The organism is Puniceibacterium sp. IMCC21224, from assembly GCF_001038505.1.
Classification (GTDB): Bacteria; Pseudomonadota; Alphaproteobacteria; order Rhodobacterales; family Rhodobacteraceae; genus Puniceibacterium.
The window spans coordinates 23,168-47,003 of sequence record NZ_LDPY01000008.1; the positions used below are offsets into that span (position 1 = coordinate 23,168).

The following is a 23,836-nucleotide window of genomic DNA, read 5'->3' on the forward strand; positions in this document are numbered from 1 at the left end:
ACGATCAGTACCCGCCCGCTCATGGCACTATACGCGGACGTATGGGACGCGCGGGCTGGCCTGCATGCACCATACCCGCCGCCATGTCATGCAACACGACCGACCGCGCCCCGGCCACGGCACCGCGCCTCACGGTGACTCCGGGGGCAACAAAGGTCCCCGCCGCAAGCCAGCTTTCGTCCTCGACTGTGATGGCGCCACAAGCATAACCAAAGGCCGGATCGGTCATGTCATGCGATCCGGTGCACAGATAGCAGTCCTGCGAAATACAGACATTGCTGCCAATCTCGATCCGCTCAAGACTGTAAAGCTCTGCCCGATCACCGATCCAGCTGTTGTCGCCGATCGTGACCTTCCAGGGGTAGGTGACGCGGGCCGATTGGCGAATCATCACGCCGTCTCCGATTTGCGCACCAAAAAGGCGCAGCCAGAAAACCCGCCAGGCATAACAAGGCTGAGGCGAGGGGCGAATTAGACAGGCCTGCACGATCCACCACACCTGGGTGAACAGCGCCGAGCGGCCCCGGAACCCCGGCGGCACCCGGAAATCTGACAGGCGCTGCACCATCAGACCGCCCCGTACTGCGCGCGGCCGGGCAACGAGGGTTCGACAGGAACCGGACCCGAACGGAGCGCCCGCCCAGACACCAGCGCGCCCGCGATCCCCGCGATCAGGAAGATCTGCTTGGCGGCTGCCAGGTAGAACGAGATCTGATGATGCGCAAGACCGGTGAGGATGATGGCAAAGAGCATGGTGGCAAAGACATCCTCGCCCTGCCACTGCAACCGCCGCGCGCCCATCAGGGCGATCCCCAGCAAGGTCAGGAACAACAAGAGACCCACCCCCCCGAAGTCGGCCCAGATCTCGAGAAAGATGTTGTGCGGATAGCCAAGGCCCGTCTCGGTCGCGAAGGCCGAGATGCCGTTGCCCAGCAGCGGCGCCTCTCCAATCATGCCCCATGCGGCCCGGTAGCGCATGTACCGCCCGAGCGAGGAGTTGTCCGTCACGCTGCCGTAGCTTTCGAAGTTGAAGAGTCGGCTGTTGGCCAGTGCGCCCCAATCGACCATCACCACTGCAGCCCCAAGGGCCAGGATCAGGATCGACAGGGTCGGCCAGCGCAGCCGCCGAACGAAACTGAACCGTCCGTTGAGTATGGTAAAGAACATCAGCCCGATCAAGATGCCCATTAGCGCGCCGCGCGTACCAGTCAGCCGGATCGCCACCAGACACATGGCGATGCTCAGGATCGCGAACAGCCGCACGCTCAGCCGTTCGCCCCGCGGCCAGACGAACAGCGCGAGTGCGGCAATGAAGGTGGTGACAAAAGACTGGGTCAGCCCGACCGCGATGTTGCTGTTGCCGTCGAGCGCGATCCGACCGTTGATCAGCTCGCCTCGCAGGGCCAGAAACGGCGTCACTATAAGCCCCAGCACGCAAAGCGTCACAGCCATCTCCCGCAGCCGTGTCCTGTCGTCGCCCAGCGAGAACACCAGCCGCGCCATGACATAAAGCCCGAAGGCAGACAGCGCGAGCGTGCGTGCAGCAGCGACCGCCGCCGTCTGGTCCGGCGCCCAAAGCAGGGAGATGCAACACCACAGGATGAAGATCGTGAATGCGATGTCCAGATGGGTCAGCAGCACCCGCTTGCGCGCGGCCACGTGCAACAGGATGGCGATGCCCGCTGCCGCCACGGTATAGATCGTCGTGACCGATATGCCGCTCAGGACCGTGACCGGATAGCCGTAAAAGATACCGGCAATCAGCACACCCGGCCAACGCAGCCCCAGAAGCAGGGTCGCCATCAGGCAGAGCAGGGGGATCATGGCGCCCGCCCCGCGGCCGCCAGCCGGTCGAAGATAGTCTCGAACCGGGCCGCGACCATCGACAGGTCGAAATGCGTCTCGGCATAGGCCCGCCCGGCCCGGCCGGCGGCGGCGCTGCGGGCCGGATCCGCAGCATAGGCGCGGGCGGCGGCAACAAAGCCGTCGATGTCCTCGGGGGCGACCACCGTGCCGGCACCCGTTTCCTGCAGGATGCGCGCGGCCAGGTTGCTGTCAGGCGCGGCCAGCACCACGGGCCGCCCGGCGCAGAGGTAGGACAGCATCTTTGAGGGTACCGAAAAGGCGCCGGCATCCCGCTCGATCACCACCAGCAGCACATCCGCCGCGCCCAGCACATCCGGCAGCGCGTCGAACGGCTGAAGCGGTAGCAGCCGCAACGCGGGCAGCGCCTCGGCCTGTGCCGCCAGCCGGTCCGCCCCGACACCGGCGCTGACCACGACGACCGTCTCGCTGGGGGCAGCGGTGCGGGCCAGCGCCGCCAGAAGCTCAGGATTATGCTTGAGTGCCAGCGTGCCGGAATACAGGAACCGCGTCCCCGCCTCCAGCCCCTGCCGGGCGGTCCAGGCATTGTCGTGGTCGCACTGCGGGATCTGGTCGAGCGCGCCCCAGTTCGGGATCACCGACACCCGGTCGCGCGGAATGCCCCAGGCATCGGTCTGCGCGCAGAAGGCGTCCGTGATATGGATAACATGAGCGGCGCAGCGCATCTGGGACCGTTCGAGATGCGTGTACCAGGCCCCGACGAAACGCCCAAGCACCGGCACCTTGCGCGCCAGAATGCGCGCGGCGGCGATCGAATAGAAATCCTGGCACCAGTAGACGAACTGCGCCCCGGTCCGCGTGCAGGCGCGCACCAAGTCAGACTGGCTTTCGGTCGGCGTGTTGCCCGACAGCACGATGTCGGGGCGCAGTTCCTCGATCAGCGCAGCGCAGCGGCGGCCGTATTCCAGGTCACCCCGGCGCCGGGCGCGAAAGTCGCTCTTGGAATAAGCGCTGTCGATGGCGATGGGGCGAAAGCTCAGCTCTTCGGGATCGCCGGGTTCGGACTTGTTGCGCCCCTTGGGGCCCTCGTCAGCGGCAAAGAAGGCATGCGTCACCCGGTGCCCCCGTGCCGCCAGCCCACGAGAGAGTTCCGCCGTGAAAGGATGGCCGGCATAATCGTGCACCAGGATGTGACGGCGAAAGGAGGAGGGCGTCATCCGCGCCGCTCCCAAAGGAGGGGGGCGGCGACGATCAGGGCGTGCATGGCGTCACCGTTCCTGACAGGCCCGACCGCCCCGCAACACCGGCCAGTGTGGGGATGCTGATACAGGTTCGGCCCAACGCTGTCATGTTTCATCCCGTTCCGGTCGGCTGCGGTTCCGGCCTCTGACACGTTCGTGTCCTACTCCGGTGCCTGCCCGACTGCAAACGACTCCTCCAGTCTTCGGGGCCCGTGATGCTGCCATGCAGCATTCCCATGCACCGCTGCATAAATTTTTGTCACCGGGAATGCCGATCAATCGGGCGTTTGCGATCCTTTGGAAGCACGTGATTGCCGGGATTCCTGTTGGCAATGGGCATTGCCGTTCCAAGATGATAATTCCTGCACGGGATGGTGCCCTCGATCCCGCGTATCGCACCATAGGGAAATTCGGTTGAAACGGTAAGACCTGCATGAACAAGACACTCCCATCCCGTCGGCTGCCCACAGCACGTAATGAGCCAAGGGACATCGCCCCCGAGGGGGATTTCGTCGATCTCGGCGCGCTTCTGCGGACGCTCTGGCGCGGCAAGCTCCTGATCGCCTTTGCCACCGGGGTCGCGCTGCTGATCGGCGGCTACTGGGCCTATGTGGCGGCGACGCCGCTCTACAGCGCCACGGCGGTCGTCATGCTGAACAACCGCGAAGAACAGGTCGTCGATTTCCAGAGCGTGATCGGCGGTCTGGGGTCGGACAGTTCGGTGGTGAACACCGAAGTCGAGGTGCTCAAGAGCCGGAGCTTGCTCGGCAAGGTGGTTGACCGGCTCGACCTCACGCAGGATCCCGAATTCAACAGCGCCCTGCGGCCGCCCTTGGCATTGACCCGGCTCAAGCAGACGGTCCGGTCGCTGCTGCCCGCAGAGCCGGTCCAGATCACCATGCGCTCGCCCGAAGAGATCGCCCGGCAGGTCCGCGACAACACGGTAAACGGGCTGCTGGGCAAGCTGAACGTGCGCAACATCCCCCAGAGCCTGGTCTTTCGGGTCAGCATCGAAACCGGCAACCCGCGCAAGTCGGCCCGCATCGCCGACACCTTGGTCGATCTCTATATCCTCACCCAGCTCGAGTCGAAATTCGAGGCGACGGAACAGGCCACCTCGTGGTTGACCGACCGCGTGGCCCAGCTTCAGGTGCAGCTCGAAGAAGCCGAAACCAGAGTTACCAACTTCCGCTCGGGCACCGATCTCATCAACCTGGAATCTCTTGAGGCCCAGGAACGCCAGATCAAGGATCTGCGCGACCGCATCGGTTCAACCCGGATCACCCGCGACATGGCAGTGCAGCGGCTCGACGCTATCCACGCCGCGGACACGCCCGCAGCCCAGGCCGAGGCGTCGGGCGACCAGCCGCTGCAGCAGTACCTGTCGCGGATCGACGACGCACCCATCCGCCAATCCTTCGACGCCCGGCTGGAACAGGTCGTCACCCGCGCCACACTCGAGGTGCAGCGCGCTGAAAACCAACTGGCGGCGCTCACCGCCTCGCAGGCCGATCTCGAGGCTCAGCTCGACAGCCAGAGCAACGATCTCATCACGCTCCAGCAACTCACCCGCGAGGCCGAGGCCAGCCGCCTGCTCTACGAATACTTCCTCGCCCGGCTCAAGGAAACGTCGGCCCAGCAGGGGATCCAGCAAGCCGACAGCCGCATCATATCGGATGCCGTGCCGCCCAGCAGCGCCGCGTCGCCGCGCAAATCGCTGATCCTGCTGATCAGTGCGGTGCTGGGTGCGATCGCGGGCATGGCTCTGGTGCTGCTGCGCGAACTGCGCCACGATAGTTTTCGCACCGCCGACACGATTGAGACGACGACCGGCTACCCGGTCATGGGTCAGGTGCCGATGCTGCCGTCGCGGCGGCGCAAGGATGCCATCCGTTACCTCTCTGAACGGCCCACCTCGGCCGCCGCCGAGGCAGTGCGCAACCTGCGCACCTCGGTTCTGCTGTCCAATGTCGACAACCCGCCCCAGGTCATCGCGACGTCCTCGTCGCTGCCGGGCGAGGGCAAGACCACCCTGTCGCTCGCGCTCAGCCAGAATCTGGCCGGCATGGGCAAGAAGGTCCTGCTGATCGAAGGTGACATCCGCCGCCGGGTCATGTCGACCTACATAAGCGACGACGCTAACACGCGGACCGGCCTGATCGCCGTCCTCACCGGCCAGCAGACCCTGTCCGAAACTGTGATCCACGACGAAACAGTCGGGGCCGATATCCTGCTGGGCGGGAAAAGTTCGGTCAATGCCGCCGACCTGTTCTCGTCCGACCGCTTCCATGCGCTACTGGACGAGGCGCGCAAGACCTACGACCAGATCATCATCGACACGCCGCCAGTGCTGGTGGTACCCGATGCGCGCATCATCGCCCAGGTGGCGGATGCGCTTCTCTTCGCGGTGAAATGGGACAGCACCTCGCAGTCGCAGGTGATTGAGGCGCTGCGCATGTTCGAAAGCGTGAACCACCCGGTCAGCGGCATTGTGCTCAACCAGATCAGCCCACGTGGAATGAAGCGTTACGGCTATGGCGACAAGTACGGCGCCTATGCCGCCTACGGGCGCAAGTACTACGTGAACTGAGCCTGCCCCCGGCTCTGCCGACTGGTACAGTGCGTTTTGCGCACTTGTCCCACCCCCTTTCACCAGAACACGCCTTGGTCAACGCAGAACGGCCGCGATGTTTTCACATCGCGGCCGTTCCAGATCGAATATGGAACGTTGCGGTCTCAGGCGGCCTTTTGGCGCTTGCGCAGCGCTGCTATGCCACCCAGTGCGCCGATCAGCAGAAGCCCGCCGGCCGGGAGCGGAACCTCGGAAGGGATACCCTCCACGGTGAGGTCGAATTCCAGGGTGCCGCTGCTCGGCTGCGCTGTTTCCAGCACGCCGAGCGTGTATTCGCCCGCGTCGAGGCCAGCAAACAGCGTGGTGCCGTCGACGGTGTTGGAATAGATGAAGCTGCAGCCCCCTGCGAACGGTGCGCCACCGCTGTCGCAGGCGGTCGCCGAAGCGGTGGTCAAACGGGTCGCGCCATCCAGCAGGATGTAGCCGGTCCGGTCAGAACCACTACCCGTGTAAAAGCTCAACGAAAGCGCTGCGGTCTGTGTCCCGGACAACGTGAAGTTTACCACGCTCTGGTAAGGTGTGCCTGGTCCGACACCCGACCAAGTGAATGTGTAGGGGGTTATGGTCGCGGCTTCTGCTTCTTGCGCACCAAAGACAGTTGCTAAGGCCAGGGCAGCAGTTATGGATTTAATTACATACATGTTAAAAGTACCTCTTTGGGCAAATAATCAGAAATCTTGCAATTCACTATGAGACGGGCCGGGCTCAAGTCAATGTATTATCACCTGTTTGGGCCTGCCTTAACAGAGAGACGACACCTAAATAAGCATTTGTTAACCTTATTGCTGATCCACTCGCAGGCCCTACACGCTGAGGTGGTGCGGTTACATTGCTATTTCTCTTCTCAAGGTATTCCCGGCCACTGGGTCAGGTTGTCAAAAGAACAGTTTTTGTGCTCGCCCGTAGGCTCCCTAGGATCAGCTCCTATTGATTTCGGCATGATGGGGCTCCGAAAAGGAGATCGTATTCATAAAAATATCTGTTCTGGTTGTAATTCAATGAGTTTGGGGGATGGCTTGACAGTGGTATGCGAGCAATTACCTGCCTGTTCTTTCACCATATGGAATCGCGTCAGTTTCACCCGCTATTTAATCGGACCGACTCATCTGTAGTTTCGACGAGTGTTTATTTGTGTTTTATCTGTGTTTAGGCGGAAAAACTATGCCTCAAACATTTGATTATACTGTATATTCGCAACTCTCCGGTTCCTGATACCCCGAATCTTGGTTCCTGTTCTCCGCGATTCGGTTCCTGTTCTCCGCGATTCGCACCATTTGCGAATCGATTCGCATTGTTCCGTTGTCGGACCGGTCAAACGGCGTTTCTTCAGGCCGATTCGCTAGCCCAGTTCCTGATACCCCGAATTCACCTTGACAGTGGGTTCCTGATACCCCGAATGTAGGTCATGGTTCCTGATACCCCGAATCTCCTCGACCAGCTTCTGCCGGATCGCCATCCTCAGGCGGATTTCTTCATTTGCGACGTTGCAGATGCGATCCTCAAGGATCTGATTCCGCAGATGGAACATCCGTTCTACGTCCTGTCGAAAAAGCCGGAAACCGCTGTGCGCCGCTATGAACACGGCGACAAATGGCTCGAGGTGATCCCCAGCGCCAAGGGGCAGGCGACAATCTATGACAAGGATATCCTGATCTATGTGGTCAGCCAGATCATGCACCGGATCAACCGTGGCGAAAAGGTCGAACGCCGGATCCGCTTCAACCCGCGCGATCTGCTGATTTTTGTCAACCGCGGCACCGGCGGCAAGGATTACGAAGCTTTCTGCGAGGCGCTGGACCGGCTGATGGGCACGGTGATCAAGACCAACATTACCACCACCGGGGGCGATCAGGACGATGTGCCGATGGGCGACGAAGAACGCCTCGGCTGGTTCCACCTGATCGAAAGCGCCCACATCAACCGCAAGAACAACGAGGCAGGCGGGCGGATCATGTCGGCCGAGATCCAGATCAGCGAATGGATATTCAACGGTATCCGGCGCAAATCGGTCCTGACCCTGCACCGCGACTATTTCCGCCTGCGCAAGCCGATCGAACGCCGCGTCTACGAGATTGCGCGCAAGATGTGCGGCGCCCGTCCCGAGCTGGAAATCGGTCTGGAAAAGCTGCTCAAACGCACCGGCGCGCGGACCGAGCTGAAGCGGTTCCGCCACACCCTGCGCGAGATTGCGACCCACAACCATCTGCCAGACTACCTCGTCGCCTATGACGAGGTGCGCGACATGGTGATTTTCAAGGGCAGGGGAACTGTGGTGGCGATCGACCCGGCGGAAAAGGTGTTTATCCCGCCGTTGTCTTCCGAAACCTACGACCATGCCCGCAGGGTGGCGCCGGGTTGGGATGTACGCGTGCTGGAACAGGAATGGCGGTCCTGGGCGGACGAGATCCCCAAGAACGCCGATGCGGCTTTCCTTGGGTTTTGCAAGCGACGGTCCGAGAGTACCGCGCTGCGTTGACCCTCAGCGCCGGGGTCAGGCGGCTTGGCGCCGCACAGCGACAAGCAGAACGGTCAGGGTTGCGGGCCAGACGACGCAGGCCAGATACCCCAGAAGGTCGAACAGAAAGCTCCGGTTGCCGGCACGTTTCTGTTCGCAATAAGTCATGCAGACCGCAAAAATTGCCACGACCAAATAGGCAGCCATTAGGAATGTCATCATGTCGTATTTCCAGCAATCCGTTTCAATCGAGCAGCGTCATATCGGTTTTGAGATAGAATGTGATTTGGTCTCGCATATGTCCTTAATAAGACAAGGCTAGGATGACGCGACATAATAAAGCTTTAATGACTGCAGGGCTGTGGCAAGGGCAGTTTTTTACCGGGATCGTCTCAGAATGCGGCAGAAATGCATCTGACTGACGCGGGGCGTAATATATGCCGGAACCGGATTGTCGTGTCTGTGCGCGGGATACAGACACGACAACTGCGGATCGGGGTGTCACGGGAACGTACGCGCCGCTGTTGGCCAGAACAGGGCAAAGATCGCGCCGCTCAGGAAACCGCCGGTATGGGCCTGCCAAGCGACGGGGGTCCCCACCAGAACGCGTCCGGCAAAGTCAAACAGGACCAGCACCCCGGCGCAGGCCAGGAGCCGCATCAGCTGTGCCATGGGGTGGGGGGCTGCGTTCGGGCCCTGCGGGGTGATTAGCCCTGAATCGACGCACCATGCCCCCAGTAAGCCAAAGAGCGCCCCCGAGGCGCCCACCATTGTGGCATGGGGGGGCCCGACCAGTGCGAACATTGCGGCAGCCCCGATTGTGGCGACCGCATAGAGCGCCCAAAGACCCGGCGAGGTCCGCCGCTCTAATGTGAGCCGTCCAAGATAGACAAGCGCCGCCATGTTGCCGACCAGATGCACAATGCCGGTGTGCAGCAGGCCATAGGTGGCGAACATTGTCACCGGCTGGGCAGCAAAGACCGACGGCACGTCCTTAAGCAGGTCAGGCTGGAACGACCCCATCCGATAGGCGAGCAGGCGCAGATAGGGTGGCCCGGCCAGACCCCGATCTGCCAGGGTCAGCACCAGTTCGGGCAGGATGCTGGCCAGCAGCAGCAGCAGCAGCGCCGGCGGCCAGGGCAACCAGCGCGAGGGGTGTCTGCGATCAGGCCGGGCGGGTGTGGTCATCACGCCGGGGTGCAGCCCAGTGGTCGGAGCGCAAGGGATACCTCGGACATGCCCGCTATTCCGGGATAAAGCGGGGCAGGCGGGGCAGCAACTCGGCCATGAAGCCCTGCAGGCGGGCATCGGCATCGGTCTCGCTTTCGTTCGGCTGGATTGGCGTGACAAAGCGCACCAGCGCGCCGTCAGTACGCCCGATGGTCAGGCTGTCCCAGACCACGTCCGCCTTGGCGAGATAGTCGTTGGTCATCCGCTCTCCGCGCTGTTCGAACCAGTAATAGACCAGCTGGCGCGACAGCCCCTTTTCGATCACCGCCCGGTTCAGGTTAAAGGTGCCATAGACGGTGTCCTGGATCGTCACCTCGGTTGGGTCGATGGAAAACACCTCCCAACCGCCGACGGGCAGGCAGACTTCGGGCGAATGGATGCCTGAGCCTTCGGTCTGCTTGTCATAATAGGCCGAAAAAAAGTTGACATAGGTGTCGGGGCGGCCCGGTTCGGTATAGACAGCGTTGATGTAATCCGAGGCGTTCAGCACCCTGGCCGTCTCGGGCTCCAGCGGGATAGTGTAGCTGTTCCAGTCGCCGATGCCGCGCGGGAACAGGGCAAAGCTGTCCCGCTGGGGCAGCACCCGGTCCGGGGCGGGGGTCAGCACAAAGGCCGCCGTCACCGCAGCGCTGAGCAGGGTGGCGATCAAGATACCGCGGGCTGGGGCAATCGACAGAATCCGCGTCGCCTGCGCCCCCAATCCGTCGAAATCCATGTCGATCGTGTCGCGCAGGGACAGCGGGCTTGGCGTCAGCCGCTGTAGCAGCACCGCCGTCAGGAACAGGATGCCGATGCAGGCACCAAAGATCACCCAGCCTTCAAAGAAGTGCAGGAACCCTTCGGCCTGGCCGATGCCGTAACTGTCGACCAGCACGCCGATCATGCCGATCCGAAAGGAATTCATGAACACGGTCAGTGGTGCCGCCATAAGGAACATCACCGCCTTGTGCCAGAACGGCCCGCGATACAGGATCGCAAACAGATAGCTGAACGACAGGATCGGGAACAGGTAGCGCAGGCCGGAACAGGCCTCGGCCACCTGCAGCTTGTAAACGCCCAGGTCGATCACGTTGCCTTCGAGGAATACCGGGACACCTGCGAGCTGGATGAACCAGACCCCCAGTTCCGAAGACACCAGTTGGAGGAATATGGTGAGCTGCCAATAAACGAACTGCGGTAGCGGCAGCATGAAAATCAGATGCAGCACCGGCAGCTGGTGGGTTTTGCCCCGCTGCCAGCCGAACCCAGTCAGCACCACGCCGCCCACCCAGATGATCAGCGCATAGGTCACCACATCCGGAATCCGCACCAGATTGCCGAAGATGCCGAATAACAACCCGATCAGCAGCACCACGATTCCGGGCCAGCGGTTCACAGGGGCTGCGGGATCGCGGGGCGGCGCTTGACGCAGTTCCCGCAGGAACAGATATAGCGAGATCAGCGGGATCAGCGGCCCGTGGCTGTACTCGGGCGTGATCCAGGCGGCGCCCAGCGACTGAAACCCCAGCCAAAAGATTGGCAGCGCGGCAACGATGAGCGCCGCGAACAACAGCAGGCCCAGCGGATTGACGGGTCGTGTGCCGGAAATGGCAAAACGGGAAAGGCTGCTGGCATCTGACATAAAGGCGGGTCCGGTTTCTGGGCACTATTTACAAAACGCGGGCAGGACCTGCCGCGCGTAAGAGCGCTATACCAAGATCGTCGGGCGGAATCGATTCCCCATGGTCCCGCCGAGGATAGAATTACGCAGGTGTGTTCTGCCCGCTGTCCCTGTTTCCGGTTCATGGCAATCACCGCGGCGCACCAGTGTTGCGCGGGCCATGAAGCAGCCTGGGGGCCCAGAACAGATTCCAGATCAAGGCATGGCCTGCGATCCCGGCCAGTCCGGGCAGGACAAGACTGCTTGGCCCGCCATGGAACAATGCCAGCGCGGCATAGATCAGGTCCAGTTGCCCAATCAGGGGGTCAGGCGTCCGGAGCCGAGACCTCTGCAGAGACAGTGGCCGGGGAGATCGGAGACGAAGAGAGAGGCTGGCCCGAAGCGCCCGGTTTTTCGCCTTTTTCGGTGATCTTTCCCCATTTTACCGTCATGATGCCGGTCCGGATTATCCGCCCTGGATTGCCTGCGACGATGGAGCGGGGGGGGACGTCCTTGGTGACGATGGCACCGGCTGCAATGACGGAATGATCGCCGATGGTGATGCCCGGCATCACGATGCTGCGCGCACCAACCTGGCAATAACGTCCGATCGTCGTGTGGGTGTGCTTTCCGGCTATATGGTCATGGGTCAGGATCACAGCATCAAAGGACACGGCAGAGCCTTCGCCTATATGGATGCCCTGAGGATAGGTGCGGTCCAGTACGGCCTTGAGCGAGACGAGCGAAAATGGATGGATGTCCATCTTCCAGACCTTCACCAGATACAGCCGCCGTAGCAGCAGAAGCAGGTCGCGCAGACGAGTCCGGCAAGTGGCGAGCAGTCCATAGCGTTTCGCAGCCTCGAGGAAGGTATCCGAATGCTTGCCCGTGTATTGAAATGCCATCTGCCGCGCGTCCCCCAGAATGCTTCTATTTAAATCATGCCCCGCATGGGGCGCACAAGCCTGGATGTTTCCAGGTCGTAATCTGTACCATGCTCATCTCAGATCTGTTGCCCCAGTGCCTGGCGCAGCATCCAGCCGCAGCGCCGCAACCGCAGACGGGCCAGCGTGGCCAGCGCGGCGCGTCGTTCGCCCGGCCGGACCAGCGCGGTGCTGCGCAGCACCCGGGGCGCATGGGCGAGTATCGACAGCGTCATCGCCAGCCCACGCAGGCCCCAGCGCAGCCGCGCGGCGATCCCTCGCCCCTCTAGCCCCCAGGATTCCTGTGTCAGACGGCGCCATTTGCGCTCGAGCGCGGGCCAGTCCGCACGGGTCGGATGGGCAACGCGCAACGCGTCTTCGTGGATCAGGGAAAATCCCGCAGCGGTGGCGCGGTGGCACCAGTCCAGATCTTCGGACAGGCCGGGGGTGAAGTCCCCCACGGCTGTAAAGACCCGCCGGGTGGTCAGCAGGTTGGCCGTCACCGAAAAGCCCCGCACCTGCACATAGCGGCGGTTGTCAAAGGCAAAGACCGTCTCGAAAGCCTCGGCGCCCGAGCGGGGGGCCGGGGTTTCGTCGAACAGGGTGATGGTCCCGCCGATGACATCGCCCGTGCCTTTGGCCGCCAGATGGTGCGCATTGGCCAGCCAGTCCGGGGCCGGCACGCAGTCGCAGTCGAGAAAGAACAGTTGTTCGGCCTGGGTCGCGGCAACACCGCGGTTGCGCGCCATTGCCGCGCCTTTGCGCGGCTCGGTCAGGAATGTGACCTGCGGATGGGCGGCGCGCAGCGCATCCAGCGGTTGGCGCGACCCGTTGTCGACCACCACGACCCCGGTCGCGGGACTGGCGGTCTCGACCTGCGGCATCAGCGCCGCCAAACAACGTGCCAATCGGTCGGTGTCGTCGTAATGGGGGATGATAACTATTGCCTGCACGTCTTTTGATCTTCTGTAACCGGAGATGATGCGTAACGTAGACGCGCTTCGCGTACATTTGCAAAACAGGGTGGCGGAAAAAAGGCCGTGATGCTAGCGTTTAAGAAGTTTTAGCGTATCTGTGACCCCAACGGGAATTAGTGCTTTGGAAAGCGTTTCAGAAACTGTTCAAGCCCGCGACAATCGGCCGATCCGGACCCTTCTGCCGATGGCTTGCGATGGTGTCGGGCCCAGTTTTACCTGCCTGCAGTTGATGTCCGGGGCGCATATTGCCGGATACGAGGTCGATGTCTTTGCCAATAGGCGTCGGGCCGAGAAGCCGCCCGTTGGCATGCGCCTTGCGCTGGGGGGCAACCTCTCGGCGCTGCCTTACAGATGGGTCGCGCCCTATGCCTCGCGCCATATAGAACGGCAGTTTCTCGATCAGGTTGTGCCGGGCGACATTGCCTATCTCTGGCCCAGCGTGTCGCTGGAAACCCACCGGATCCTGCACGACCGCGGTATTCCGATCGTGCTCGAGGGGATCAACACGCGCATGGCCTCGGCGCGACGGATCCTGGACGAGGCTTATGGCGCCTTCGGCATCGCTCCCGTCCATGGCATTACCGATGCCCGCATCGCCGAGGAAGAAGAAAAGTATCGCTATGCCGATGCGATCTTTGCCCCCAATGCGCATGTCGAACAGGCCCTTGCGGGATCGCCGCTGGAAAATCGGTTCCTGTCGACAAGCTATGGTGTGGATGCGCGCAAGGCGTCGCAGATGCGCAACTATACCAGCACGAATGCGCTGACCTTTATGTTCTGCGGCTATGCCTGCGTGCGCAAGGGCGCGCACCACCTTCTCGAGGCGTGGAAGGACATGCCGGACCGTCACAAACTGCAGCTCGTGGGTCGAATTGAACCGGCCATCGCCGAACGCTACCGCGATCTTTTGGCCAGCGACCGGGTCGAGACGGTGGGCTTTGTCGACGATGTGCATGCCTATTTCGCCCGCGCCGACGTCTTTGTCATGCCCTCTCTGGAAGAGGGCGGGCCGCAGGTCACCTACGAGGCGGCACTGCACGGCCTGCCGATCATCGCTTCGCCTATGGGGGCAAGCCGGATAGGCGACACGAAAGGATCGATGCGGATCGTTGATCCGGCCCAAACCGGGCGGCTACGCGATGCGATGGCAGAGCTGGCCGAACGCACAGATCTGCGCGCCGATTTGGGGCGCGCCGCGCGTCGGCTGGCTTTCGGCTATGACTGGATGGATGTGGGGGCGCGCCGCGCCGCAATGCTCGAGACACAGTTCGCCCACCTGCCCGAGGTCAGTTTCGCCTGAAATGTCAGTCCAAAGCCATCACGCGGCAGAGTGTCTAGCTTTCAGATGTTGTTAAAACGCAATCCCGATGGCAGCTTTCGAAAGTCGAAAAGAGCCGCAACTATGTCATAGCGGCTTCTCAGGAGTTGCAGGCAAGCGTTGATCGCCAGCGTCGCCACGAGCAAAATTGCGTAGAACGATACGCCATCCAGTGCGGTCGTTTCCCTCATGATCCCGGCCACCAAAAGAAGCAGCGGGAAGTGCCCGACATAGAAAACGATCGAGTTTCGCCCGATCCATTCGATGCCCTGTCCGCTCTGCGTGGATCTGTATAGTGGTGCGGCCCACAGCACGAATAGGATCAGCCCGACAGGGGCCCAGATAAACAGCGGATTGTATTTGATTGGTCCGTAAAGAACACTCATCAGCCCTCCGGTTAGCGCCGCGCCAAGACCAAGAAGGGCCAAGTACGCGTGATTCTGCAAAGACACCTTGTTGCGCACAATATAATGCCCAAGCAGAAAAAAGATCAGAAGCGCCGCAAAGCGGTCCATTCGCAGCAACGAGGGCAGAAACCCCGAAGCAATCAGGCAGATGAACATTACAGGGATAAGGGGGACGCGACAGCGTTCGAGAAGGAGGGCGATAAGATAGTAGGCGCACAGAAACCACAGATACCACAGGAGAGACGGGGCGCTGATCGGTGTCTTGAGAATGTATTCGAGTGTTAATCGCCCTTCGGCGGCGTAAACGATCATACTCCAAATAAGAAATGGCCAAAAGATGAGATGGAATTTCCCAAGGACATAGTCACGGTTGTTCTTGGAAAGTGATTTTTCCAGCATCATGCCGGACAGGAACATCAGCAGGGGCATCCGGAACGGATCGAGAAATTCATTGAAGACGTTGATTGCCGCCGGAATGTACAGCCCTTGGCCTTTTACGACCCCTTCGGCGTGGACCAGAATGACGAGTAAAATACAGACGCCCCGCACCAGATCCATCCACCTGAGTCTTTGACCGGCCATGTCTACCCCTCTTTCAAATCATGAACGCGTATGGCAAAAATTGCCGACATACACGGCACGCTTTTACACAGACTCTCGCTATTGCCAAGTTATGTGTCCGGCTGTCATCTCCGGGCAGATCATATGACGGTCTGAGGTCGTTCCGGGCTGGCTTTGTCCAGGTATTCATCGCATACAATGCTTTTCCGGCGCATGTTCAATTGCACAAGCCGCTGATCCAGAGAACTCAGGGCGCGGGGCTCCTCTTGACCTCAACGCGGTGACGGTCAAGAAGCGGTGGGTCGTCTTGTCACCCCTGCCGTTTTTCCTGAAAGGTGCGTGGATCATGCTTCGGACTGCGCTGGTGATCCTGTCCGGCAATGCTCTCACCTCGCTGCTGACGCTGGTGCGCAACCTGGCTGTTGCGCGGATGATCCCGGTCGTCGACTATGGTATCGCGGCGACCTTTGCCATCGCCATGATGATGGTCGAGATGATGTCAGCCCTGGGACTACAACAGCAGATCGTACAGGCTCGAAACGGCGAGGATGTGCGATTTCAGGCCGGGCTGCAAGGTTTCCAGATGCTGCGCGGAGCGATCTCCGCGCTGGCGCTGTTTGCGCTGGCCGGGCCGATCGCCGCTTTCATGAAGGTGCCTGAGGCGACCTGGGGCTTTCAGGTGATGGCCGTGGTGCCCATCCTGAACGCGCTGATCCACTTTGACATGTACCGGCTGAACAGGTCGATGATCTTTGGCCCGGGTATCCTCGCAACTACGGTGCCTGCATTGCTGTCTCTGATCTCGCTCTGGCCGCTTGCGCATTTCTATGGCGACTGGCGCGTGATGCTCTGGGCACTGATCCTGCAAGCCGCGCTGACCGCGGTGATGTCGCATGTCCTGGCGCGGCGGCCCTACCGGCTGGTGCTGGACCGGGCCATTATGGCGCAGGGCCTGCGGTTCGGCTGGCCGATCCTGCTGAACGGTATGTTACTGTTTCTGGTATTCCAGGGTGACCGGCTGATTGTCGGGCGCGAACTGGGGATGGCGGTGCTGGCGATCTTTTCGATGGGGCTGACGCTGACGCTGACGCCGGTGCTGGTGTTGGGGCGGACCATTCAGAACTTCTTTCTGCCGCAGCTGTCGGCAGAGCTGGGCGGGGCCGCGCCGACGCCGGGGCGCGATCCGGTCTTTGTCGGAACCGTAATTATGCAGTTGTGCGCGCTGGCGGGGATGATCTTACTTGTGCTCACTGACCTCGGCGCCGACAGTTTTGTCCGGACCGTGCTGGGGGACAAATACGCAGACCTTGCAACGATCATCCTGCATCTGGCCGTGATCCAGGTGGTGCGCATTCTGGTGTCAGGCTATTCCACGTTGTCGATAGCCGCCGGGGTCTCGATCGACTCGATGTATCCTAACCTGTTCCGAGTGGCGGTGCTGCCGTTCTCGTGGGCCGTCATCTCAGGCGGCGGCGGCCTTCTGGCGCTGATCTATCTCGCGGTTGCGGCGGAATGCGCAGGCTTTCTGCTCGCCATCGCGTTGACGCGGAAATACGTCCGCATTCCCCTGCGCCGGGTGGCAGTTTCAGGCGGTTTGCTGGTGGTGGCGGTTGCCTTTACCCTTGCCAACCACCTATGGGGCAAAGTGGACGAGGGTCTGGTGCTGGGCGTGCAAGTCCTGCTGATCGCGGCGCTGATTGCCGCTCAGACCGAGTTCCGGCGCTATTTCTTCAGCCGCGCAGAGGGCTAGGGGCAGCCAGCCCGTTCCCAGGTCCACCGTGTCTAAAGACCGAAGGCGGGGTCGCTCGGATCGGGCATCATACCAAGACCCTACGGCATTGCGGATCCCGTACCGAAACCCGTACGCCAGGGTCGGTGTGTCGTCCGGTCCGCGCCGCTTAATCGTGACTCCAAAGTCCTTGGTATCCGGCCTATCCTCGGATAACCGAGGGATGGGGTGCTTGCCCCACACACTCAGGAAGGGGGCCGCCATGGCTGGAACCGGAATGCGCAGTCGTCTCATCACTCTGGCGCTGTTGCTGTGGACACAGGGCCTTCATGCCGAAACGCCGCGCAGCATTGCATCACCGGCTCAGCTGCAGCAGGCACTGCTAGACCCGGCGGGGGGGCGGCAGATCGTGCTGTCCGGCGGCGATTATGGGACCCTGGTGCTGAAGGATCTGACAGCGACGGCAGAGACGCCGCTGGTGCTACGCTCGGCTGACCCGGGCAAACCGGCACGGTTCTCGGGGCTTATCCTGCGCAACCTGCAGAATGTGGTGCTTGAGGGGCTTGTGCTCGACTACACGTTCCAAGCCGAAGATCCGCTCTGGCAGGCGCCCTTCCGGGTTGAACTGAGCCATGGTGTAACCTTACGCGAATTGCTGATCGACGGTGACCGCGCCTGGGGTCGTCGCCCTGAGGACGAGGGATTTCCCACAGGTATCGGCCTGGCGATCCGCGGGTCGGAGGGGGTGACAGTCGAGAACAGCGAAATTCGCGGATTCCACCGGGGTCTTACGGTTAACAAAAGCGCCCACGTGACCTTGCGCGGCAACGATCTGCACGACCTCCGCATGGACGGGATGAACTTTTCCCAGGTCCAAAATCTGCTGGTCGAAGGCAACCAGATCCACGATTTCGCCCGCTCGCTGTCCTCGGGTGACCATGCCGACATGATCCAGTTTTGGACAACCCGGACCACAGAACCGTCGCGTGATATCGCCATTCGCGGCAACCTGCTGAATTCCGGGCAGGGCTGGTTCACCCAGTCCATCTTTATGCGCAACGAAAAGGTTGACCTGGGCGAAGCGGGAAAGGAGCTTTATTACCGCGATGTCCTGATCGAGGACAATGTCATCATCAATGCGCATCTGCACGGTATCTCAGTCGGAGAGACTGATGGCTTGACGATCCGCAACAACACGGTGGTGCGCAATGCCGCCTCGGCGGGGGCCGAGAACAACCCCAAGCTCTGGACGCCGCGTATCACGGTGGCCCAAGCATCGCATGATGTCGAGATCTCGCACAATGTGACCAGCGCCATCGTCGGACCCGAGGGGCAGCCGGACTGGCGGGTCGAACAGAACATCTTGGTGCAGGACCGGGCACGGATGGAGCCGGGGTTCTATGGCACCGTGTTCCTCCCTGCGGCGCTGCGCGCCCCGGACCGCCCGGGGTCTTTCGCCGCCAGACCGGGCGGACCGCTGGACGGCAGCGGGATCGGGGCGCAGTGGCTGAACGGCGGGAAATGACGCGGGTCCTGTCCTGTCTGCACCGGTGCAGACATGCCACAATGCGAACCGGAAAGTGCCGTGTGCCAAGCGTCGGCAGGGAATTTGCGCTAAGGTTGCGTAGGACCGCACCCGATCCCGCCGACCTACCGCAAACAGGATGCAACCGACCGTGACCGCGACGATGACCGATCCGATACCGGGACGCGCCCCCGCTCAAGCCATCGCCAGCCGCCCCGCGTCGATCCTGCGGGATCTACCGGTCCCGGTGCTGCTTTATATCGCTGCCGTGACGATTCCGATCGCCTTTTGGGTCGGCCCCCTCTTCATGACCACGCTGCGGCTGTTCCTGCTGATCATGACCATCCCGCTGACGGTCCAGATGCTGCGCGGCCGCTATGGGCGGGTCTTTGCGACAGACATCCTCTTCATCCTTTATCTGATCTGGAGCTCGCTTGCGATCGCGATCAGCAATCCCGAACAGGCCATCCAGCAGACCGGATCGGTCGGGATCGAGTTTCTGGGCGGCTACGCGGTCGGTCGGGCCTATATTCGGACCCGCGAAAGCTTTGTCGCGCTCTGCCGCTTGCTGATCCTCATTGTCCTGTGCCTGATCCCCTTTGCCATCAGCGAGGCCCTGACCGGGCGTCCTCCGCTCATCGAAATTCTGCGCAGTTTGCCTGGGATTACCAGTGTCCAGATACTGCATATCGACATCAGGCTGGGGTTGGAGCGCGTGCAGGCGGTCTTTGCGCATCCGATCCATTTCGGTCTGTTCTGTTCCATTGCCTTTTCGCTGTGTTTCGTGGCACTCAAGGGCATCATCGGCGATACGCGCCGCTACATCATCAGTGCCGCCATTGCTCTTTCCGGATTTCTGGCCCTGTCCAGCGGCGCCATTTTGGCGATTGTTCTTCAGATTTCGCTGATTTTATGGGCCGCGATCTTTAATGGATCCAAATGGCGCTGGTGGTACCTGATCGGGCTCTTTGCACTGGGCTATGTTGTCGTGGACGTGTTGTCGAACCGGTCCCCGATCAAGGTTTTCATGTCCTATGCAACCTTTTCGCCGCACAATGCCTATTGGCGTGGACTGATCTTCGAATACGGCATGAAAGAAGTCTGGAGCAATCCGGTTTTCGGAATTGGATTGAACGATTGGGACCGTCCGGCGTTCATGCACACCGCCAGCGTCGACAACTTCTGGCTGGTGCTGGCCATGCGCTATGGCATTCCGGCCTTTCTGTTTCTGGCAACGGGTTATGCCCTGGTCATCGCAAGGGTCATATGGCGCGACTTTGGCGATGATGTGCTGATGAACCGGCTGCGCCGGGCCTGGGTGTTCACCTTTCTAGGGCTGACATTCACCCTGTGCACGGTGCACATCTGGACCAATATCTATTCCTTCATACTCTTCATGTTCGGCTCGGGGGTCTGGTTCATTTCGGCACGGCCGTCGGACCCCTCAGAGCCAGACATGGAGTCCGGGGCCGTCGATCCGCGCGAGCTGCGGTACCATCGCACCATATCCTCCGGGGGTGTGGCGGCTCCTGAACCTCTGGTCCTGAAATCTCTGGCACCCGAGCGTAACAATCGTTACAGTCGGTTTCCGGTCCGCCCCCGCGCCGTGGCCCCAAAGACGGACTCCGGCCCCTGACAGCTCCGCCAATCGGAAACCCCCATGACCCTGCCCAGACTCGGTGTCGTCATCGTCACCTACAACGCTGCCAACGTGATTCTTGACTGCCTGGAAAGCCTGTTCGCCGCCCGGGGCACGTGGCTCGACATCGTCGTGGTTGATAATGAATCGACCGATGGAACGGTCGAAACTTTGCGCGCCTGGGCTTCGGGGGCACAGCCCTATGTCGTCCCCCGGGACATGCCCTTTCCACTTGCCCCGGTTGCAAAGCCGGTCCAGCTGAACGAGGGGACACAGCGGGTCGCGGGCCACCGGCTGACACTGATTGAAACCGATGTGAACGGCGGTTTCGCCTTTGGGGTCAATACCGGTCTGGCCGAACTCGCTGCGCGTGAAGGGATCGACCGGTTCTGGATCCTGAATCCCGACAGCGCCGTGCCGCCGGAAACGCCCCATGCTTTTGCGAGTTTCGACACCGGCCCGTTTTCCCTGCTAGGCGGGCGCGTCCTGTATTATGACAAGCCAGACATGATCCAGATCGATGGCGGCCGGATCAACCGCCGCACGGGGGTGACAGATAACATCGCGCTGTTCCAGGCCCACGCCGACACGCCCCCGCCAGACCCTGCCGGGATCGATTTCATCATGGGAGCCAGCATCGTCGCCAGCCGCGCGTTTTACGACGCAGCGGGTCCGATGCCCGAAGACTACTTTCTTTATTACGAAGAGGTCGACTGGGCCCTGCGCCGCGGGACACTTCCGCTAGCCTACTGTCCGGACGGCATCATCTATCATCGCGCCGGCACCGCCATCGGATCGGCGAACCTGAACCGGCCGGCCGGTCCCTTCTCGCTGTATTTCAAACATCGCTCGCGGATGCGGTTCATGCGTCGGCACTTTCCAGTCGGCCTGCCGACGGCCTTTGCCTATTCCCTGGCCAAGGCGGCGCAGCTTGCACTCAAGGGCTACCGCCGCGAGGCTTGGACCCTGCTGCTGGCCAGCCTGAACCGCCCGCCGCCAGCACATGTGCGCGGCATGCTGTCAGAGTCTGCGGCACGCCGCGCCCTGCCTGAGCATTCCCGCCGCAACTGACGGTGCGAAAGATCGCCGTTCGCCCGAGGATGGCGTGGCATGCTCTGTCATCCACTTGTTGAATGTTTTCGGAAGACGCCGCACCGATTTCGGGCATCCTTTCGAAAGAGTATACTATATGTATGCAATCTATGCTTTTTTTCGCCAACCTGCCCTAATTGTGCCCCCGCTAAAGCATACAAAGTGGCTACTATCAGAGATAGCGATACCCATTGCATGATAGGCCCCGAAGTTTAAAATGATTCCTTCAACAACAGTTTCCTCAGCATCCGAACTCCATACTGCCCTATCCCAGGCCCAGGGCGGGGAAACGATCCTGTTGGCATCCGGCGATTACGGTAATCTGGTTCTCACCTCATATCTGAAATACGCCATCACCTTTTCCTCAACCGTGACCATCGTCTCTGCGGATCCGGACAATCCGGCCGTCTTTTCGGGACTGACCGTGGCCGATGGCAGCAACATCACCTTTGACGGCATCACCTTCGACTATACCTTTGAGGCCGGGGATCCGATTTGGCAAAGTCCGTTCCGCGTCGCGGGATCAGAAAACATCGTGATCCGGAATGCGACCTTCAACGGGGATCTGGCCCATGACGTGTCGGCAACCGATGACGGCTACGGCTATGGCATCGGTCTGGCTATCCGCGACTCGGTCGGCGTGACGGTCGAGAACAGTGAATTCTTCGAATTCCACCGTGGCCTGACGGTCACCGGCAGCCGTGACGTGACGGTGCGCGGCAATGATCTGCATGACCTGCGCATGGATGGTATGAATTTTACCGCGATCACCGGCGCCCTGATCGAGGAAAATTACATCCATGACTTCCGGGGCTCTGTGAACTCGGGGGATCATTCCGACATGATCCAGTTCTGGACCTCAGGCACAGATGTCCCCAGCACGGACATCACAATTCGCGGCAATACCCTGGACGTCGGCACTGGCACCTTTACCCAGTCGATTTTTATGCGCAACGAACAGGTCGACCGCGGCCTGGCGGGAACCGAGATGTTCTACCGCAACATCCTGATCGAGGAAAATGTTATCGTGAACGGCCACCTGCATGGCATTGCGGTGGGCGAGGCTGATGGGCTGGTCATACGGGGAAATTCAGTCTTGCATGCTGATGGCACCAATGCGACCGGAACCTCTGTTGATGTTCCCCAGATCAGCGTAGCTTTGACATCTACTGCGGTCACAATTGCCAACAATGCGACATCTGCCATTGTCGGCTGGTCGTCACAGGCAGACTGGACGGTCGTGGAGAATGCCATCGTTCAGGACAAGGATGCCTCTGCCCCCGGCTTTTACGGCGATGTCTTCATCGCCTCCACCCTTCAGAGCACGGATGGCGTCCATAACTTCCAGAGTGTGACAGGCGGTATGCTGGACATCCTGGGTGCAGGGGCGGCGCGGACCCGCGAACCTGCGGGCGAGGCGGGCCTGACGGTGGAATTCCACATGGCCAAAGACGACAGCAACAGCGCCCTGCATCACTTTGATGCGGCTTATGCCATGCTGAATCGCGAGGAATTGCCTGAGGGAACCACGTTCCAATGGGATTTCGGCGATGGCACCACAGGCACTGGTGACCAGATCGACCATACCTATACTGATGGCGGCACCTATGATGTCACTCTGACCGTCGTGCTGCCGGACGGGCGTACGGATGCCGAGACTGTTTCCCTCGGCGTCGCGGGGCCGAATGTCCTAGCCTATGATGCCACCCAGGGCTTTGTCGCTTATGAGAACGGCAAACCGTTTTCTCTTGCGAGCGATGAGGGCAGCGCCTCCCTTGAGGCTGGCAGCGGCGGTGAGCAGGCAGCGACAAGTGACGCTCCAGCGGGCCTGAAACTGGGCGGCGACGGTATCACAGCCAGCGTAGGGCGCGAGCATGTGACGGAGATTCTCGGAGAAGACGAATTCAGCATCTCGATGACCCTCACTGCCGACAGCGCCGACAGTTGGGGGGAAGTGGTCCGGTTGCACAGCAGCTTTATCGTCAGCATCGACGCATATGGCGAGCTGATCATGTCCGCCACGACGACCGAGGGGCTTCAGATCCGGGCCAGAACCGATGGCGCCAATCTAAGTGATCAGGCGACACATGACATCGACATCTCGCTGGTCGACGGCATCCTGTCGATCGCAGTGGACGGTGAAATCATGGCTGACGCCGACATGTCTGCACCACTGAGGTCGTATGGCAACCACAACCTGACCTTTGGCAATCCTTGGGATGGGCACTTTTTCGCGGGCACGCTTTCGGCGTTCGCGATCAACGTGAACGCTGGCGATTTCGCTGAGATCACCAGCACCACAACACAGGATTCCAAAATGTTTGCCGCGGACGAGATAATCTTTATCCCGCCGGGCCCGGCGATGTCCGAACAAGCCGAGATCGCCCCGGACACCGAGATGCAGGTGTCATTGGCACCGGCGCGTTATATCGACGTGATCGTGGACGATCACACGGATGTTTGGGCGGAGCTACTACAGACAGCCGTCCTGGACACCGATATTTTGCCATATTGAACCCTATGTAAAGCCGCCCGAATGATCTGGTTTCTGACTCATGACCGGATCAAAGCAGTTTACTCTTTGCGATTTAATTTCTGGTTTTGGAACTGGCTTTGACGCGATCTCTGTCCTTGCCGGTGCCCA

The 23,836-nt window shown here is 61.0% G+C and carries 18 protein-coding genes; 8 read left to right on the forward strand and 10 right to left on the reverse strand.

What is annotated here, in order from left to right; all coding sequences use genetic code 11:
* Positions 1-19: 19 nt before the first annotated feature.
* Genes IMCC21224_RS26005 through IMCC21224_RS26015 form a run of 3 tightly spaced genes read right to left on the reverse strand, consistent with a single transcriptional unit; the run spans position 20 to position 3,041 of the window.
* Complete coding sequence (locus tag IMCC21224_RS26005; protein WP_047998462.1) at positions 20-568, reverse strand: WcaF family extracellular polysaccharide biosynthesis acetyltransferase; 549 nt, start codon at positions 566-568, stop codon at positions 20-22.
* Positions 568-1,824, reverse strand: coding sequence for an O-antigen ligase (locus IMCC21224_RS26010; protein ID WP_047998463.1), 1,257 nt, complete (start codon positions 1,822-1,824; stop codon positions 568-570). The genes IMCC21224_RS26005 and IMCC21224_RS26010 overlap by 1 nt, the downstream gene beginning before the upstream one ends.
* Positions 1,821-3,041, reverse strand: a complete 1,221-nt coding sequence (locus tag IMCC21224_RS26015) for a glycosyltransferase (RefSeq protein WP_047998464.1) — start codon at positions 3,039-3,041, stop codon at positions 1,821-1,823. The genes IMCC21224_RS26010 and IMCC21224_RS26015 overlap by 4 nt, the downstream gene beginning before the upstream one ends.
* Positions 3,042-3,498: 457 nt before the next feature.
* On the opposite strand from IMCC21224_RS26015, the gene IMCC21224_RS26020 reads away from it, so the two are divergent.
* Positions 3,499-5,655: a polysaccharide biosynthesis tyrosine autokinase gene (locus tag IMCC21224_RS26020; protein WP_047998465.1), complete on the forward strand. Its 2,157-nt coding sequence runs from the start codon at positions 3,499-3,501 to the stop codon at positions 5,653-5,655.
* Positions 5,656-5,801: 146 nt separating this feature from the next.
* Here the strand turns inward: IMCC21224_RS26020 and IMCC21224_RS26025 are convergent, their stop codons facing one another.
* Positions 5,802-6,338, reverse strand: coding sequence for a VPLPA-CTERM sorting domain-containing protein (locus tag IMCC21224_RS26025; RefSeq protein ID WP_082135480.1), 537 nt, complete (start codon positions 6,336-6,338; stop codon positions 5,802-5,804).
* A 764-nt stretch (positions 6,339-7,102) separates the two neighbouring features.
* On the opposite strand from IMCC21224_RS26025, the gene IMCC21224_RS26030 reads away from it, so the two are divergent.
* Positions 7,103-8,173: a replication initiator protein A gene (locus IMCC21224_RS26030; RefSeq protein ID WP_047998467.1), complete on the forward strand. Its 1,071-nt coding sequence runs from the start codon at positions 7,103-7,105 to the stop codon at positions 8,171-8,173.
* A gap of 15 nt (positions 8,174-8,188) precedes the next feature.
* On the opposite strand, the gene IMCC21224_RS28140 is transcribed toward IMCC21224_RS26030, so the two are convergent.
* The 5 genes from IMCC21224_RS28140 to IMCC21224_RS26050 all read right to left on the reverse strand — a co-directional run bounded on the left by IMCC21224_RS28140 (position 8,189) and on the right by IMCC21224_RS26050 (position 12,897).
* Positions 8,189-8,374 (reverse strand): hypothetical protein, encoded by a 186-nt coding sequence (locus tag IMCC21224_RS28140; protein ID WP_156178451.1) that lies wholly within the window; start codon positions 8,372-8,374, stop codon positions 8,189-8,191.
* Positions 8,375-8,653: 279 nt separating this feature from the next.
* Positions 8,654-9,340, reverse strand: coding sequence for a rhomboid family intramembrane serine protease (locus IMCC21224_RS26035; protein ID WP_047998468.1), 687 nt, complete (start codon positions 9,338-9,340; stop codon positions 8,654-8,656).
* 55 nt (positions 9,341-9,395) lie between these two features.
* Positions 9,396-11,003: a VPLPA-CTERM-specific exosortase XrtD gene (gene xrtD / locus IMCC21224_RS26040; protein WP_047998469.1), complete on the reverse strand. Its 1,608-nt coding sequence runs from the start codon at positions 11,001-11,003 to the stop codon at positions 9,396-9,398.
* A 344-nt stretch (positions 11,004-11,347) separates the two neighbouring features.
* Complete coding sequence (locus IMCC21224_RS28885) at positions 11,348-11,926, reverse strand: DapH/DapD/GlmU-related protein (RefSeq protein WP_053079239.1); 579 nt, start codon at positions 11,924-11,926, stop codon at positions 11,348-11,350.
* 98 nt (positions 11,927-12,024) lie between these two features.
* Entirely contained in the window at positions 12,025-12,897 is an 873-nt protein-coding gene (locus IMCC21224_RS26050; RefSeq protein ID WP_053079240.1) for a glycosyltransferase family 2 protein, read from the reverse strand.
* A gap of 145 nt (positions 12,898-13,042) precedes the next feature.
* Between IMCC21224_RS26050 and IMCC21224_RS26055 the strand changes: the two genes are divergently transcribed.
* Positions 13,043-14,221 carry a glycosyltransferase family 4 protein gene (locus IMCC21224_RS26055; protein WP_047998470.1) on the forward strand — a complete coding sequence of 393 codons (1,179 nt, stop codon included), beginning with the start codon at positions 13,043-13,045 and terminating at the stop codon, positions 14,219-14,221.
* A 41-nt stretch (positions 14,222-14,262) separates the two neighbouring features.
* Here IMCC21224_RS26055 and IMCC21224_RS26060 read toward each other — a convergent pair whose 3' ends face one another.
* Positions 14,263-15,228 (reverse strand): acyltransferase family protein, encoded by a 966-nt coding sequence (locus IMCC21224_RS26060; protein WP_082135483.1) that lies wholly within the window; start codon positions 15,226-15,228, stop codon positions 14,263-14,265.
* 325 nt (positions 15,229-15,553) lie between these two features.
* Between IMCC21224_RS26060 and IMCC21224_RS26065 the strand changes: the two genes are divergently transcribed.
* The 5 genes from IMCC21224_RS26065 (at position 15,554) to IMCC21224_RS26085 (ending at position 23,707) form a co-directional block, all read left to right on the forward strand.
* On the forward strand, positions 15,554-16,957 hold the full coding sequence (locus IMCC21224_RS26065; RefSeq protein WP_047998472.1) for an oligosaccharide flippase family protein: 1,404 nt from the start codon (positions 15,554-15,556) through the stop codon (positions 16,955-16,957).
* 241 nt (positions 16,958-17,198) lie between these two features.
* Entirely contained in the window at positions 17,199-18,461 is a 1,263-nt protein-coding gene (locus IMCC21224_RS26070; protein WP_047998473.1) for a right-handed parallel beta-helix repeat-containing protein, read from the forward strand.
* A 151-nt stretch (positions 18,462-18,612) separates the two neighbouring features.
* On the forward strand, positions 18,613-20,097 hold the full coding sequence (locus IMCC21224_RS26075; RefSeq protein ID WP_197089345.1) for an O-antigen ligase: 1,485 nt from the start codon (positions 18,613-18,615) through the stop codon (positions 20,095-20,097).
* 24 nt (positions 20,098-20,121) lie between these two features.
* The gene (locus tag IMCC21224_RS26080; protein WP_047998474.1) at positions 20,122-21,171 is read left to right on the forward strand and encodes a glycosyltransferase family 2 protein; all 1,050 of its coding nucleotides are present in this window, start codon (positions 20,122-20,124) and stop codon (positions 21,169-21,171) included.
* A 319-nt stretch (positions 21,172-21,490) separates the two neighbouring features.
* Positions 21,491-23,707, forward strand: a complete 2,217-nt coding sequence (locus tag IMCC21224_RS26085) for a right-handed parallel beta-helix repeat-containing protein (protein ID WP_047998475.1) — start codon at positions 21,491-21,493, stop codon at positions 23,705-23,707.
* Positions 23,708-23,836: the final 129 nt, after the last annotated feature.